The organism is Kocuria sp. (assembly GCF_030538595.1).
Taxonomy (GTDB): Bacteria; Actinomycetota; Actinomycetes; order Actinomycetales; family Micrococcaceae; genus Kocuria.
On the sequence record NZ_JAUNTS010000010.1, the window covers coordinates 81,993 to 96,683 of the forward strand.

Annotated in this window: 14 protein-coding genes; 5 read left to right on the forward strand and 9 right to left on the reverse strand. The window is 63.6% G+C overall.

Features of this window, described 5'->3' with window-relative positions:
* The first annotated feature begins 62 nt into the window (after positions 1-62).
* Positions 63-1,247 carry a globin domain-containing protein gene (locus tag Q4G32_RS09650; protein WP_303351019.1) on the forward strand — a complete coding sequence of 395 codons (1,185 nt, stop codon included), beginning with the start codon at positions 63-65 and terminating at the stop codon, positions 1,245-1,247.
* Positions 1,248-1,328: 81 nt separating this feature from the next.
* Here Q4G32_RS09650 and Q4G32_RS09655 read toward each other — a convergent pair whose 3' ends face one another.
* From Q4G32_RS09655 to Q4G32_RS09685, 7 genes are all read right to left on the reverse strand, one after another.
* Complete coding sequence (locus Q4G32_RS09655) at positions 1,329-2,585, reverse strand: benzoate/H(+) symporter BenE family transporter (RefSeq protein WP_303351020.1); 1,257 nt, start codon at positions 2,583-2,585, stop codon at positions 1,329-1,331.
* 229 nt (positions 2,586-2,814) lie between these two features.
* A complete protein-coding gene (locus Q4G32_RS09660) occupies positions 2,815-3,777 on the reverse strand; it encodes an intradiol ring-cleavage dioxygenase (protein WP_303351060.1) in 963 nt (320 codons plus the stop codon).
* Positions 3,778-4,093: 316 nt separating this feature from the next.
* Positions 4,094-4,441: a YciI family protein gene (locus tag Q4G32_RS09665; protein WP_303351021.1), complete on the reverse strand. Its 348-nt coding sequence runs from the start codon at positions 4,439-4,441 to the stop codon at positions 4,094-4,096.
* 84 nt (positions 4,442-4,525) lie between these two features.
* Positions 4,526-5,083 carry a dihydrofolate reductase family protein gene (locus tag Q4G32_RS09670; RefSeq protein WP_303351022.1) on the reverse strand — a complete coding sequence of 186 codons (558 nt, stop codon included), beginning with the start codon at positions 5,081-5,083 and terminating at the stop codon, positions 4,526-4,528.
* Between the two features lie 69 nt (positions 5,084-5,152).
* Positions 5,153-5,758, reverse strand: coding sequence for a LysE/ArgO family amino acid transporter (locus Q4G32_RS09675; RefSeq protein ID WP_303351023.1), 606 nt, complete (start codon positions 5,756-5,758; stop codon positions 5,153-5,155).
* Positions 5,759-5,874: 116 nt separating this feature from the next.
* The gene (locus Q4G32_RS09680; protein ID WP_303351024.1) at positions 5,875-7,836 is read right to left on the reverse strand and encodes an amino acid transporter; all 1,962 of its coding nucleotides are present in this window, start codon (positions 7,834-7,836) and stop codon (positions 5,875-5,877) included.
* Positions 7,837-7,838: 2 nt separating this feature from the next.
* Positions 7,839-8,498, reverse strand: coding sequence for a DUF421 domain-containing protein (locus tag Q4G32_RS09685; RefSeq protein WP_303351025.1), 660 nt, complete (start codon positions 8,496-8,498; stop codon positions 7,839-7,841).
* Positions 8,499-8,782: 284 nt separating this feature from the next.
* On the opposite strand from Q4G32_RS09685, the gene Q4G32_RS09690 reads away from it, so the two are divergent.
* The 4 genes from Q4G32_RS09690 to Q4G32_RS09705 are packed head-to-tail and all read left to right on the forward strand — an operon-like array spanning position 8,783 to position 12,506.
* On the forward strand, positions 8,783-9,670 hold the full coding sequence (locus Q4G32_RS09690) for an ArgP/LysG family DNA-binding transcriptional regulator (RefSeq protein ID WP_303351026.1): 888 nt from the start codon (positions 8,783-8,785) through the stop codon (positions 9,668-9,670).
* A 51-nt stretch (positions 9,671-9,721) separates the two neighbouring features.
* Positions 9,722-10,582 carry a sulfurtransferase gene (locus Q4G32_RS09695; RefSeq protein ID WP_303351027.1) on the forward strand — a complete coding sequence of 287 codons (861 nt, stop codon included), beginning with the start codon at positions 9,722-9,724 and terminating at the stop codon, positions 10,580-10,582.
* Positions 10,579-11,529: an alpha/beta hydrolase family protein gene (locus Q4G32_RS09700; RefSeq protein WP_303351028.1), complete on the forward strand. Its 951-nt coding sequence runs from the start codon at positions 10,579-10,581 to the stop codon at positions 11,527-11,529. Before Q4G32_RS09695 ends, Q4G32_RS09700 begins: the two co-directional genes overlap by 4 nt.
* Positions 11,526-12,506 (forward strand): alpha/beta hydrolase family protein, encoded by a 981-nt coding sequence (locus Q4G32_RS09705; RefSeq protein WP_303351029.1) that lies wholly within the window; start codon positions 11,526-11,528, stop codon positions 12,504-12,506. Before Q4G32_RS09700 ends, Q4G32_RS09705 begins: the two co-directional genes overlap by 4 nt.
* Before the next feature lie 54 nt (positions 12,507-12,560).
* Here Q4G32_RS09705 and Q4G32_RS09710 read toward each other — a convergent pair whose 3' ends face one another.
* Entirely contained in the window at positions 12,561-13,259 is a 699-nt protein-coding gene (locus Q4G32_RS09710; RefSeq protein WP_303351030.1) for a hypothetical protein, read from the reverse strand.
* A complete protein-coding gene (locus tag Q4G32_RS09715; protein ID WP_303351031.1) occupies positions 13,256-14,413 on the reverse strand; it encodes an alpha/beta hydrolase in 1,158 nt (385 codons plus the stop codon). Before Q4G32_RS09715 ends, Q4G32_RS09710 begins: the two co-directional genes overlap by 4 nt.
* Positions 14,414-14,691 lie beyond the last annotated feature (278 nt).

A 14,691-nucleotide genomic window follows, 5' to 3' on the forward strand; every position in this document is an offset into this window, starting at 1 on the left:
CGGGCCGGCCAATGACGGTCTGCCACCAAGACGTCGGGTAACAGCCCGAGGAAGAAGGATCCATGCTCTCGGAGAAGTCCAAGCCGTTGATCGAGGCCACCGCTCCGGTGATCGTGGAGCGGCTGCCGGAGATCGCTCCCAAGTTCTACCAGTCCATGTTTGAGGCGCACCCAGAACTGCTCAACGGCGTTTTCAGCCGTGCCAACCAGAAATCCGGTGCGCAGCCGCTGACTTTGGCCGGCTCCGTGATCGCCTTTGCCCAGCACCTGCTGACCCACCCGGATTCATACCCGGATGAAATGCTCTCCCGCGTGGCCCACAAGCACACGTCCCTGGGCATTGTGGAGTCCCAGTATCCGATTGTGCATGACCACCTCTTGGGTGCCATTGCCGCTGACTTGGGGGATGCCCTGACCCCGGAGATCGCTGCGGCATGGGATGAGGTCTACTGGCTGATGGCGGAGGCCCTTTTGAAGTTGGAGCGCGGTCTCTACGCAAGCCAGACCAACAATGTCATGTTCGCGCCCTACCGCCTGGCCGAACGCACGGAAACCGGTGGTGACACCGTGGTGCTGACCTTTGAGCCGGCCGATGACACCCCGCAGACCCCGTCCGTACCGGGCCAGTACGTGAGCCTCCAAGTGCGGATGCCGGACGGCATTGACCAGCCACGCCAATTCACCCTGATTCCCGGGCCGGAGGGTACGCGGCGTGTTGCCGTGAAGAAGGACATGGACGGGGAGGTCAGCCCGGTGCTGCACGCCCTGGAAGTGGGTGCTGAACTGCCGATCTCCAATCCCTATGGCGATGTTGTGCTCACCGATTCAGATGCCCCACTGGTATTTCTGTCTGCCGGAATCGGGGTGACGCCCATGGTGGCTTTTCTGGACAAGTTGGCCGTGGATGGCTCTTCCCGGCAGGTTCGCGCCCTGCGCGTTGACCCCACGGATGCTGACGCTCCGCTGCTGGCCGAGCAAACCCAGGCTGTGGCCCAGCTGGCCAACGGAACGCTGGAGCGGTGGACCACGCAGTCGGAGGAAGGGGACCACACTGGCCGCCCGGATTTCTCTGCCCTGGGTGTGACCCCGGATTCGCACGTGTACCTGTGTGGGCGTCTGGAGTTCATGCAGGATGCGCGATCCGCGCTGGTGGAGGCTGGGGTGCCGGGGCAGAACATCCGGTACGAAATCTTTGGCCCGGACCTATGGATGCTCCACGACGACGCCGCCCGCACCCAACCTGCCTAATCCCCTCCCCTCCCCTCTCCCTCCCCTCCGACCCTCCGCCGAAATCATGGTTTGGCTAGAAAAATGGCTCTGAAATTGGGTCTAACCATGATTTCGGCGGAGGGGAGGGAGGCCCAGGTGGTCGGCAGGTTCCATCAGCCGGGAGACCACGTAGCCGATCACAATTCCCCAAAATGCGGCATGGATGTTGAACAGGTCCAACCCGGAGACCGTGACCACAAACGTCACCAGCGCACCAAACGTGAACTGTTTGGAAAACGCGACCACAAACGCATTCTGCAAAGCCCTGATCATGGCCAATCCACCCAAGGCCAGGATGAATGCTTCCGGGGTGGCCAGCATGAAGCGTGTGAAAGCCGGTGCAAAAGCCGCGCACACCAGGGACAGCGCACCGTAGGTCACAGCCGCCGTGTACTGCCGATTACGCTCCCCGGAAGCAGTGAGCAATGCGTTGGTGGGCCCCGTGACACAGGCACTGACCGCGCCCACACCTGCGTTGAGCAGTGAAAACACCCCGGAGGTCACGGCAAAAACATTGATGGGCGGCTGCTGTCCGGCCGAGCGCAGCACAGCAATCCCCTGCCCGTTTTGCACCACAAGTACCGTGATGGCCAGCGGAATCACCAGTTCCAGCTGGGCCGCCCAGGTGAACTCCGGGGTTGTGAACAACGGCTGCGCCAGAACTGGTCCTGTCGTATCAAAATGGAACTGACCGCTGAGGGCCACAGCCCCCACCCCGACCAGTACCGTGGCCAGAATGGGTGGCACGTACCGGCTCAGAACAGGAACAGAGGAGAAGACCACAAAAGCCACCACCATGGGCAGGCCTATCCCCGGTGTCTGACGTGATGCCGCAATGATGTCCGTGCCAAAGCGCAAGAACACGGCGGCCACCATGGCCATGATGATGGGCATGGGGATCGCGGCCATGGCTCTGCGAACCACACCGGTGGCGCCCAGTGCCAGGACCAGGACACCGCAGCTGAAAAACGCGCCCACCACTTCGGCAAAACTCAGATGCTGCAGGGACGGCCCCAACAGCACGGTGCCGGGAATCGACCACGCAAAGCCCAACGGCTGCCGGTACACCAGCGACATCACCAGGGTGGCCAGCCCCGCCGAAAGGAATATGCCGAACACCCAGGACGCCAATTCCGCGCTGCTCAAACCCCCGGCCGCCCCCACCGCCAACGTCACGGCAATGGGGCCAGAGGCCGAAAACACCAGCCCGATCAGACCGTTGACCCCGTACTCCGGAGCCCAGTCACGGAGGACAGTTCGCAAGCCAGCGGGCTTGGTCCCGGGGCGCTCCAGGATGGCCGCGCGCGTTGCCGCCATCACACCCCTCCTCCGTGCCGAGCCGCTGCAAACCTGCCGACGACGGCGTCGTACACCTTCCGTCTGGGCGTCCGGTCAGTCCACCAGACGGTGTGTGACGTGGGAAGGGGTGAGACCCCCAGTTTTGGCGACGCCGCCCCGGGGGAGCATTAATACGCCGAGATCATGGATTGCCCCAAAAAATTAGAAGATTTTTGAGGCAATCCATGATCTCGGCGGAGTTGGTGGGTCAGGCGCCCGGGGCACCCGTGGGCGGTTCGCCCATCCCACCGCCACCGGAAGGCATGGAGCCGCCGGTCGGCTCGGTGGTGGTGTCCACACCCACCACCAGGGACACGTTGTAGCCCGAGTCCACGGAACCGGTCACGGTGGCCATCTGGTGGGCGGCTTCGTCCTCCCCGAACACGTTGTCCGTGGCCAGAGAGATCTGGGACAGGTTGGTGACCGACTGTTCGTACCCCGTGGTGGCGTAGACGGTTTCGCACACGTCCTGTGGCAGGGCCAGCTGAGAGGTGGAGATGGCGTTGGTGGAATCCGTGATGGAGGCCTGGTCCGGGTAGACCTCAAAGTGGATGTGAGGCCAGCGGCCGGCGTAGCAAGCGGGGAAGATGCTGGTGAAGGTCACCTTGCCCTGACCGTCCACAATCTGCACACCGCGCAGGTAGTTCTCGTCGATGATGGCCTCCGAGTACATGGAGTACTCACCGTCCCGGTTGCAGTGCCACACGTAGACTGCAGCGCCGGTGAACGGCTTGTTGCCATTGGCCATGTCAGCAATGGTCAGTTCCAACGTCATGGGAACGCCCTCTGCGGTGCCGCTGGCGCCGTCAAAGCTGGAGCGGATGTCGCTGCGCACCACCCCTGACTGTTCCAGGACATCGGCGCCGTTGGAGCCGTCACCGGGGTAGGGTCCGGCGGTTTCGTCCGGAATCTCAGCGTCGACGTCGATCGCATCCCCCGTGGCGCTGGCCGATCCCGTGGCTGACGCGGAGGCGGTGGCACCGCCTGATCCTGACTGCGGGCTGCAGGCGGCCAGCCCGAGTGCGGCCGCACCCAAGCCCACCACGGAGACCACGCTGCGACGGTTGACCAAGGTTTGCAGATCGAACCCGAGGCCCTGATCCACAACTTCGTCCTCTTGGCGGGGCAGTTCCCGGCCCTGGTACACGTGCTTGCCGTCCACCATGTGCATTTCAATGCCGAAGGGATCCCGGTACGTAGTCTGGTCCTGGTTTTCGGTGGATTCGTCTGTGACGGGGTGGTTGTTCTGAACTGACATGAGGGTCTGACTCCTGGGTGTTGTTGGCCGGCTCCGACTGTTGTAGCAGCAGGTGGGAGCCGTATTGATCTTCAAGATAGAAGCCAACTCTGTGGCCATGTCCGCTTTGACCTGTGAGCTAGCTGTGCGCTTCCTGCACCCCTCAACTCCGCCGAAAACATGGTTTGACCCAATTTCAGGGCCTCAAATCCCAAAATTCCATGATCTCGGCGGAGGGGAGGGGGGAGGTTCAGGACTGCATCTGGCGCACTTCCACCGGCTGATGGCATGCGGCAGAGGCTTGCGCTCCCAAGTCAAGAGCTTCCTCACGGGATTTGGCCTCCAGAATCCAGAAGCCCCCGAGCTGGATGGGCGCACCGCTGGCCGTCCCGGAACTGATCACGGGCTCCGCGCCGGAGGCGTCTACCACCTGGGCGGCGGTGGCAGGCTGCTCCAAGGCCCCGATGAACACCACACGCTGCTCATCCAGCATCTTCTGATTGAAAGCCATCACGGCGGCGTGAAGATCCTCAAGGGCAACACCGTCCGGCAGCCCGGCGTCGTCAGTGTGGTTGACGGAAATGAAAAACTGGGACACGGCACACTCCTGGTATCACAACGGTCCGACCGCGGTGTTCCCCGGCCGGCCATGCGTCAGCGGGTGTTCCGCCGCATGTGATGCTCAGTGTAGGACCCTGTAGCTGGAACTGACCATGCCGGAGGAACTAACGGCCGTGGCCAGGTGGCTCAGGTGGAGATCTTCCGGGAGGGCACCGAAGAGCGGGAGGCCCGTGCCGATCAGCACGGGCACGTGATTGACCACAACATTGGTGATCAGACCTGCCGCCAGGAAGCTCTGTACGGTGCGCCCACCATCCACGTACACGTGTTGAGCGCCGCGAGCGTCCAGAAGCCCAACCGCCTCCGCCAGGGAGCGCGCCAGCAGAACTCCGTGCGGCTGCCGGTCGCTCAGGGAGGTGCTGAGCACAATCACCTGCAATGGCGTGTAGGGCCAAAACCCCATGTCAACCACCTTCTGGAAGGTGGAACGGCCCATGACCATGTGGTCCGCTGCGGCCAGCAGAGAATCAAAATCGGGTACGTCCGGATTCGGCTGAGCCGGTGAGTGCGGTGCCTGGGGAAGGTTCTCCAGCCAGGTGATGTCGTCATCCAACCGGGCGATGAACCCGTCCACGCTCAGTCCCGCAAAAACTGTTGCTTCCCAGGTGTGTTCACTCATGCGGCCATGATGACCCACAGCTCGGACAGCGGTCGCGGTGCACAACTTGCAGCAGCACGTGACACCACATCAGCCCATGAACACCAGTTTGGCGGCGATCAGCAACATCACCACGCCCACACCCACGTCAATCACCTTCCAGGTGCCGGGCCGATTCAGCGGCTTGGCCAGTGCTCGCGCCCCAATGCCCAGCACGGAGAACCAGAGCACGGAGCCCATGGCGGCACCGCCGGCGAACATCCACCGCAGATCACCCTGCTGATTGGCCAGATTGCCCAACATCACCACGGTGTCCAGGTAGACATGCGGGTTCAGGAACGTCAGCGCCAGGGTGGTGGCCAGCACGCGGCCCGCGGATTTGGCCGCCACAGCGCCGTCGGCCTGCTTCAAGGACTGATTGCTGAACGCGGAGCGGAAGGATTGCACCGCAAACCAGATCAGATACGCCGCCCCACCCCACCGCAGCGCCACCAGAACGCCGGGGAACCGCTCCACCAGCGTGCCGATTCCCAGCGTCCCCACGGTGATCAGTACGGCATCCGCCACCGCACACACAACGACGACGATCGCCACGTGCTCCCGCCGGATTCCCTGCCGCAGTACCCAGGCATTCTGTGCTCCGATGGCGATGATCAGGGCCAGCCCGGCCAGCATTCCCGTGAAGAAGATTCCCATGGAGCAAGAACTTACGTGCGGCCCACTCCTGCGTACAGCGAAAGATTCTTAAGTGTCTAAAGAATCACTTATGTAGCTGGTCGCACGTGGTGCCCACGCAAAGCTAAGGCGCAGCCTCACATCACGTGCACCACAGGACGCACGGCGTCATCGGGAACGGCGCGACGCAGGACTTCATGCAGGTTGGTGGCGGTCTGACCGCGGCCGAAGAGCAGGAAGCGCAGGTGGTTCAGCGCTGCCGAACCCTCCGACCATTCCAGGTACACGTGGGCCACATTGCCGGTGCGCTCGCCAATGTCCAGGGCCAAAGCAGCCAAGCAGGTGGCCACGGAAGACCCGTCCACGTGCAGCACCCGGTAGCCGTCCACACAGCGGGCGGTCACCCGTAGGTTGTCCTCGAAATCGGATGGGTCGCGCACGTTGACTTCCACGAACAACACGGAGGGGCCTTCATTGAGGCCGTGCCACCGCCATTCATCCAGCAGCTTGTCCGAATAGTCACCGGCGCTGACCCCCTCCGGTTTCTGCGCGATCAACCGGACGGAATGCCCCACGGCCTCATGAATCCAACTCAACGCGCGGTCATCCCAGGTCACGGAATCAACCCGGAGTTCGGAGGCGCGCCAGATCCGGGAGGCAAAGGAGATGACCAGCAGGATGGCCACGAACACCAGGGCAATGTGCAGACCATCCGGCCGTGTGATCACGTTGTCCACGAACGTGTAGATGAACACCAAGGCCACGGCGCCAAAAGCCAAAGCTGTACGGGGGCGGCCGTGTGCCCGGGCGGAGAGGGTCACTGCCACCGCTGCGGAGGTGATCAGCGCCAGCACACCGGTTGCGTAGGCGTTGCCTTGGGCATCCACGCTGGCATCAAAGATCCACGTCACCACCAACGCCGCCACCAGGACCGCCACCACCAAGGGGCGGGTGGCCCGGGTCCATTCCGGTGCCATGCCGTAACGCGGCAGGTAGCGGGGGATCAGGTTGAGCATGCCGGCCATGGCGGAAGCCCCGGCAAACCAGAGAATCAGCACGGTGGAAACGTCGTAGACCGTGCCGAATCCTTCCCCAAAGATCTGGTGGGCCAGATAAGCCAGCGCGCGCCCGTTGGCCGGCCCACCTTCCCGGAAGGCTTCCTGGGGGATCAGGACGGTGCACACCACGGAAGATGTCATCAGGAAGAACGCCATGATCAGGGCGGACACGGTCAACAACCGGTGAGATCCCACCACTTTGGCATGGGTGCTGGTGGGACTGGGCTGGTGCGTGCGGCGTCGTTGCGAACCACGGTGCCGGGCGCCGCTGAGCTGCGGCATCACGGTGACCCCGGTTTCAAAACCGGACAGGCCCAAGGCGAGCTTGGGAAAGACCAGAACCGCTACAACCACTGCGGCCCACGGTGAGGAATGCGAACTCAGCGCTGCGCTCCACCAGTTACCCAGAAGCTCGGGCTGTTGGACCAGTTGAAGCCCTGCGGCCGCGATCACCACCAGATTCACTGCCAAGAACAGCGGTACCAAAACCATGGCCACCCGAATGGCCTCCGAGAACCCACCCAGGAACACCGCTGCCAGCAGCAGAAGGAGACCTACGGTGATCCAGAACTGCCACTGGCTGGCGCCCTCTGGCATGTAGGGGTTCTCCACAATGTGCACGGCGGCATCTGCGGAGGACAAGGTGATGGTGATGACAAAGTCCGTGCACGTGAAACCCAGCAACACCAGCACGGTGATCTTGCCCGTCCAGCGTGGCAACAGGCGTTCCAGCATGTGGATGGAGCCTGCCCCGCGCGGGGACACAGCAGCCACCCAGCGGTACACCGGCAGCGCGCCCAGCAGGGTCACGGCCACCAGGACCAGGGTGGCCAGCGGGGAGATGAGCCCGGCAGCCAAAATGGCAATGCTGGGTTGGTAGCCCAACGTGGAGAAGTAATCCACGCCGGTCAGGCACATGACCTTCCACCACGGATGGGTTTTTTCCGTACGATCCGGGCGTTGATGCGGCCCCACATAGGCAGCTGTTGGGCGGCTTCCCTCCAGGAACCAGGCGGTGAAGGCACGCAAACGGTTGGTCATGGTCAGTGCCCGTTCTGATCGGAGGGGCGGTTGCCGGGGGTGTCGCCCTGCCCATCGGGGGCGGTGTCAGCGGCGTGCGGTAACGCCGCCAACACAGTGTCCAACTTGGCGTGCAACTGCGCCATGGCTGCTTCCAGGTCACCGATGCTGGCATTTTGGTCCTGGTGGCGCAGTGTGACCACCACACCTCCACCGGGGGCCAGGGAAGCGGAGCGGACTTCTGAGACATCGTCGGCACCTTGATGGCGCAGCGCTGCGTTGATCTCTTGCAAGTTCAACCCGAGCCGCATCATGGCCGCTCGGTCCAAGTCACCGTCCGTGACCAACTGGGTGGATTTGCCTTCCAGGAATCGCCCAAAAGCGGGCCACTGGTGGGTGGCCCGTTCCAGCATGAAGTTGGTGAACACCAGGACCACTGCTCCCACAAGGCCACCCAGCAGGGAGTTGTCCGGCCCAATGATCGCGTTCTGCACCACGTTGGAGAGCAGCAGCACCACCACCAGGTCCAGCGAGTTCATCTGGGCCATGAGCCGTTTGCCGGCCACCCGGATCAGGAGGGCAATGAACAGGTACACCACCACGGTGCGAATGATCTTGTCCGTGGGCGGGATCTGCATGCTCATCAGATCGGACCACATTGCGGCCCAGGTATTGGCAACCACGTTGGCTCTCCTTGTCAGCATGTGGGCCAACGTGGTTGTTGGTCCTGGTGGGCCACCCCGTGAGTGCCTGGTGCTCATCACCGGTGGGCGGGTGCTTAATGGTGGCGGTAGTAGTGTGCGACTGTTACGGGGCTGCGTCCAGTTCCCGCGCGGGCTCAGGTTCCGTCACGGTCACTCAGCCGGCCGTCACGGGAGCCGGTGAGCCGTGAAGGAGTGACAACTGGGCTGCACATCCAGTTTTTGGCCTGCATCAGTGAACCGTGTCCGCCTGAAGGGAGCCTGCCGTGGATCTTGAGCAGCTTCGCACGTTGGTCACCGTGGTGGATCTGGGGACTTTTGACCGGGCCGCCGCCCACCTGCACATTTCCGCGCCAGCGGTCAGCCAGCGCATCAAAGCCTTGGAAGCTCAAACAGGTCACGTGCTGGTCCAGCGAGTGGTTCCGGTGCGTCTGACGGAACCGGGGCAGGAAGTCCTGCGGTTGGCGCGGCAGGTTCTGGCCTTGCACGCAGACACCTTGGAACACTTGGGCGCTGGGGAGAGCCCGGGTGGGGTGCCGCGGCAACTGCCGGTTGCAGTCAATGCGGACTCACTGGCCACCTGGTTCAGACCGGTCCTTGCAGAGTTGGGCGGTCCACAACCGCATCCCGTGCTGCTGCGCATCAGCGTGGAGGACCAGGACCATTCGCAGGCTCTCCTACAATCGGGGGCGGTGGCCGCAGCCATCACGACGTCGCAGCGCACCGTCACCGGGTGCCGCGCCGTCGCTCTGGGTCAGATGATCTACGAACCGTGCATCAGCCCGCGTCTGCTGGAGGCTCTGGGACCTGAACCGGATCTGAGTACCGCACCCGTGGTGGTGTTCAATGACAAGGACGATCTTCAGGATTCTCAGCTGCGCCGCATTCCTGGGGGCAGCAACGCTCCGCAGCATCGCGTACCGTCCTCAGAAGCCTTCGGCCGGGCGGTGGCTGACGGGTTGGGCTGGGGCATGGTCCCAACATTGCAGATGATGGGCGCCCCGTTCAGCGTGGTGGATCGTGAATTGGTGCCGGTGCCGCAGTTGCGGCGGGAGACGGTGACGCTGTTCCTGCAGCGCTGGAAGATGCCGCTGCCGGCCTTGGACCGTTTGGAGCGGTCAGTGACGGAGCAAGCCGAGCGGTACTTGGGGTAACGCAGGAGATCGTCATGGCAACGGCCTACCACTGATGGAATGATTCACAACATGACTTCCACAGCACCGCACACCGCTGACCCGTCTTTGCCGGAGGGCCCCACCGTGGACGTGGCCTGGCTGGCAGCAAATCTGGACCGGGTAGTGGTGGTGGATGCCTCTGCCATGGATCACCGCGGGGCCACCACGGGGATTCCCGGCGCTCGCCGCTTTGACTTGGACGGAGAGTTTTCCGCGGACACTGACCTGCCCCACACCATGCTGCCGGACGGTGATTTTGCCGAGCGGCTGGGGGCTTTGGGGATCGGCCAAGACACCGTGGTGGTGGCTTATGACCGCGCCGGCATGTTCTCCTCCGCCCGCGCCTGGTGGATGCTGCGCGCCACGGGGGTGGGGGTGCCGTACGTCCTGGACGGTGGTTTCCCAGCCTGGGTTGCTGCTGGTCACCCGGAGGGCCCCTTGGAGCTGTCCCCGCAGCCGGTTGCCCCACCCGTGGTGTCCCTGGCAGACGGTGCCTTCATCAACGACGCCGAGGTGGCCGCCAGACTGCAGAACCCCGCCGATGCGGTGGTGGATGTCCGCAGCCCGCAACGTTTTGAGGGGACTGCGCCGGAGCTGCGTCAGGGGGTGCGCAGCGGACACATGCCCGGGTCCGTCAATGTGCCGTTCACGGATCTGGCGCCGGGAGGGTTCCTGTTGGACGCAGAAGGTCTGCGGGAGAAATTTGCCAGTCGTGTTGGCAAGCGCCAGCGATTGGCGTTCAGCTGTGGTTCCGGGATCACCGCATGCGTGGGCGCCTTGGCCGCAGTTGTGGCCGGCGCCAAGGAGGTCAGCGTGTATGACGGTTCCTGGGCCGACTGGGGACGTGAAGACCGCGATCCGGAACAACATCCGGTGGTCACGGGTCCATGACCTTGAAGCGTCGTGACCTCCTGCGCGGTGCGGGAGGGCTGGTGGTGGGTGGTGTGACGGCCGTGGCGCTGACCACGGCGGTCCCCAGCGGCACCGCGCAGTCCCGGGTGGTGGCAGGCCACAGGCGTGCGGGCAAACCGGTGGATCGCGGCCGCGTGACCTGGGGCCAAGATGAACAGCGTCAGACCGGTTGGCTGTATGTCCCGGACCCGGCGGCATGGTCCGGTGGCTCCCGCACACCCACCTACCCGGTGGCTGTGGTGATCCACGGGGGCTCCTGGAGTGATGACTCGGATCCCAGCTACATGGCAGATGTTGCCATTGACCTGGCCAGATACGGTCTGGCGGTGTGGGCTCCCACCTACCGTGGATTGGATGGCCCGGGAGGGTGGCCGCAGACATTCGAGGATGTTTCGGATGCCGTTGATTACGTTGCGCAGTTGGCAGGTCCGGGCCGATTTGAACCGGACCTGCAACAGGTCCACTTGCTGGGCCACAGCGCCGGTGGGCACTTGGCCACGTGGGCGGCGGGGCGTTACAAGTTGCCGGAGGGAGCTCCGGGCGCGCAACCCCTGGTGAATGCCGCCAGTGTGACCTCCATGGCCGGGCTGTACGATCTTGCCTTGGCCGAAGAGCTGGACAACGGTGACTTGGTTGAATCCCTGATGGGTGGGGTCACGGCCCAGGAGGACCCGCAGCGTTACAACTGGGCTTCACCCATCAATCGCTTACCCATGGAGCTTCCCGTCAACGCCCTGCACGGCACGGCGGACACGGTGATTCCGCTGGAGGCGGTGGAGGGTTTCTTGAATGAGCTGGAGGCCACGCAGAACCCGGGTGTGGTGGAGGTGCTGGCCGGTGTGGACCACACCGCGTGGACCGATGTCCTGGGTCAACCGTGGGCGCGCGCCCGTCAGGCATTTCTGGACTGCGTGGTGCAGCCATGAAGCCACTGCCCCGTAGAGCGTTGTTCACAGCCGGTGCCTTGGGTGTACTGGCCGGTGCCGGTCTGGCCTCCAGTTCTGTGGTCGGCACTGGTGCAGCTCAGGCCATGGTGGTGGCCGGCCGTACGCGGGCCGGGACCCCGAGCGAAACCAAGATTCAGTGGGGCGCAGACCCGCAGCGTCAGACCGGTCAACTGTTCCTCCCCGATCCGCAGCATTTCGGCGGTGGGGAAGGGACGACGTCGTACCCGGTGATCATGTTCATTCACGGCGGGGGATGGACGGATAAATCCGGTCCCCTGTATTGCCAGGCGGCGGCTCAGGATTTGGCGCGCTACGGCGTGGCGGTGTGGCTGCCAACCTACCGGGGGACACCGTGGCCGGGAGGGTGGCCCATGACGTTTCAGGATGTTTCCGATGCCCTGGATCACGTGGCTCGCCTGGGTGAGTACGCGGATTTTCAGCCGGACCTGACGCGCGTTCACCTCACGGGTCACAGCGCCGGTGGTCACTTGGCGGCCTGGGTGGCCGGCCGCGACCAATTACCCGCTGACATGCCCGGGGGCCGCAACACGTCGTCAGGCGATCCCCACGCCGTCCGCGTCACCGTTCAAAGCACCACCCCTCTGGCGGGAGTGCTGGATTTTGAGAAAGCTGTGTACGAGGACAACGACAACTGGGTGGTTGACGTGATGGGTGGGCGCCCGGAGGAGGAGCCGCAGCGGTACAAGGCGCTGTCCCCGATTGAGCAGCTTCCCCTGAACATCCCGGTCAACGTGCTGCACGGCAAGGCGGATGCCACGGTGCCGGTGGCCACGTTGCGCGATTACATCAGCAAGCACGCCCAGACCGGCAACACCGGGCGCGTGGTGTTGTTGGACGGGGTGGAGCACAATGACTTTGTGGACATCCACCACCACGCCTGGACCGTGGCCAGGGAGGTGTGCCTGGCCAGTGTGGGCAAGCCGTACGCAGTTTGATACCTCATCAGCGCTGATGAGGTATCAAACTGCGCACGGCTTGGCGTGAACCGCTCAGCGCAACAGCCGTACGACGGCGTCCACGGCCAGCAGGAGCCCCGCTGCCAGGATCAGAGCGGTGGCCAGGGCGTTGACGGCAGGTGCTGCGCGCAGCCATCCGGCCCGCATGATCTGTGCCAGACGTCGGTAACGCCCGGCTGCCACGGCCACTGTCAGAATGACCAGGGGAAATTGCGAAAGTGCCGCCCAGAGCACCCACCCCGCTGCGCTCAGGGGCAGCGGTGCGGAACCGGCTTGCACCACCTGAACGTCAAAAGCTGGGTCCCCAGCCACCACGGCCACAAACCCCAGCGCGATCACAGTCAGGCCGCGGGATTTCTTGGCTTCCTTTGGATTGGAGCCCTCCGGGGTGTCTTGGATTTTGTGTGATTGAGGACGACGCCGCAGCCGGTGGGCACGTAGCAGGCGCAGCACACCCCAGGCCAGCAACACCGTGCCCAGCGCCAGCATGATCCAGGCCGCCACGTTCCCGGAGCGGGCAAGGTGCAGCCAGTGGACATCACGGATGCGTGGGCCCAGGAGGCTGGAGAGCAGCAATCCCCACACGGCGGTCCCACCCACCAGGACGGTGGTGAAAGTCAGGATGGAGCGGCGCCGTGCACCGGCACCCAGCGCTCCCAGTGCAATCAGGAACGGTGCCGGGTCAAATCCAGCCAGGCCGGCGGCCGCCGTTGCCAGGAAGAAGTGGATCACGTTGACTCAGGGGCAAACCAGGGAGAAACCTGACCAAGCCAGTTCAGGGCGTCCTGTTGTGGAGTGATCCACACGGGTGTGCGGTGCCCGCCGGTCTGGGAGATGTTGGAGACGAGACTGGTGGGGGCGGTGACGGAAGGTTTGAACTTGTTGAGGGAATCAATGGCCGGCTGATCCTGCCCGGCGGCAAAGGCCCACAACCCGATGTCTGGTTTCTGCTGCTGGGCCACCTGGTCCAGCAGGTACTTGGGGTCCTTGGGATCATCCTGCTGCTGGCCGGAAGAATATTCCACGTCAAAATAACCGGCCAGTGAAATACCCCACCCGTACTGATCCGGGTGGCGCATGGAGATCATGGCCGAACACCATCCACCCGCGCTGTAACCGGTGGTGGCCCAGGCTTTACGGTCGTTGACGGTTCGGAGATTGGTGGTGATCCAGGACCGCAAATCCTGTGTGATCCAGGTTTCCCAAGGCCCAGCTTTGCCATCCACGCATTCGGTGTCAGCGTTTTTGGGGAAGACATCCGGGAAGACCATGATGGGGGCTTGCATGGTCTTGTTCTGGACGTTCTTGAGAACCAGATTGTCAATGTCAAGACCATTTTGGTAAGTGCTGACAGAACCGGGTACCCCGGGAAAGCCCACCACAACCGGGTAGGAGCGGTCCGAATTGGCCACGTAGCCCGGTGGCAGCCACACCAAGGCATCAACGGTCAACTGGGTCTTGCTGGTGGAGGTGGGCTTGATGGTGACGTTCAACCACTGACCCGTGCTCTCCCGCGAGCTGACCGAACCCAGCGCCGGATTCGACTGCGGATTACGTTGCAGATCCGTGAGGGTGCCCCCGGTTTGCTGCTTGTACGTGGCGTTCTGAGCCAGGGTGGACCCGTAGGAATTGGAGTCAATGGTGCCAATGTCATTGCTGGCAAACAGATCCCCCCAGGCCCCGTACCAGTTGTTGTCGCGGTTGAGGTACAGGAACGTGGTGGCCAACGCCAGGAAGATCACCAGCACCAGGGCCACTGCCTGCTCCACGTACTTGCGCACCCCCGGCCCGCGTCTGCGCGGGACCACCAGCAGGGCCACCAACAACAACAGGACAAACAGCACCGCGGAGGTGATGAGAATGGGCAGCCCGGTGATGTTGAACATGGAATCCTCATGGTGCACGGGCCGCGCAGAGCCCTGGGGTGGCGCGTTGTCCAGTAGCGCTCCTGTGCGCTCTTCAGCGCCATGGCGGGCACTGTCCTGTTGAATTATGCCCGCAAAGTCTGAGTGCACACATTCCCTGGCAACGCGTGGCCGGGGTGGCGGCAGTGATCGGAGAGTTTCCGGAAAGCACCCAGGAAACCTGTGTTGGTGTGCCGCTGCTGCGGTTGTCACAGACGTGGAATAGTTGTTGATGCCGATCAACGATTCGACCACGTGCC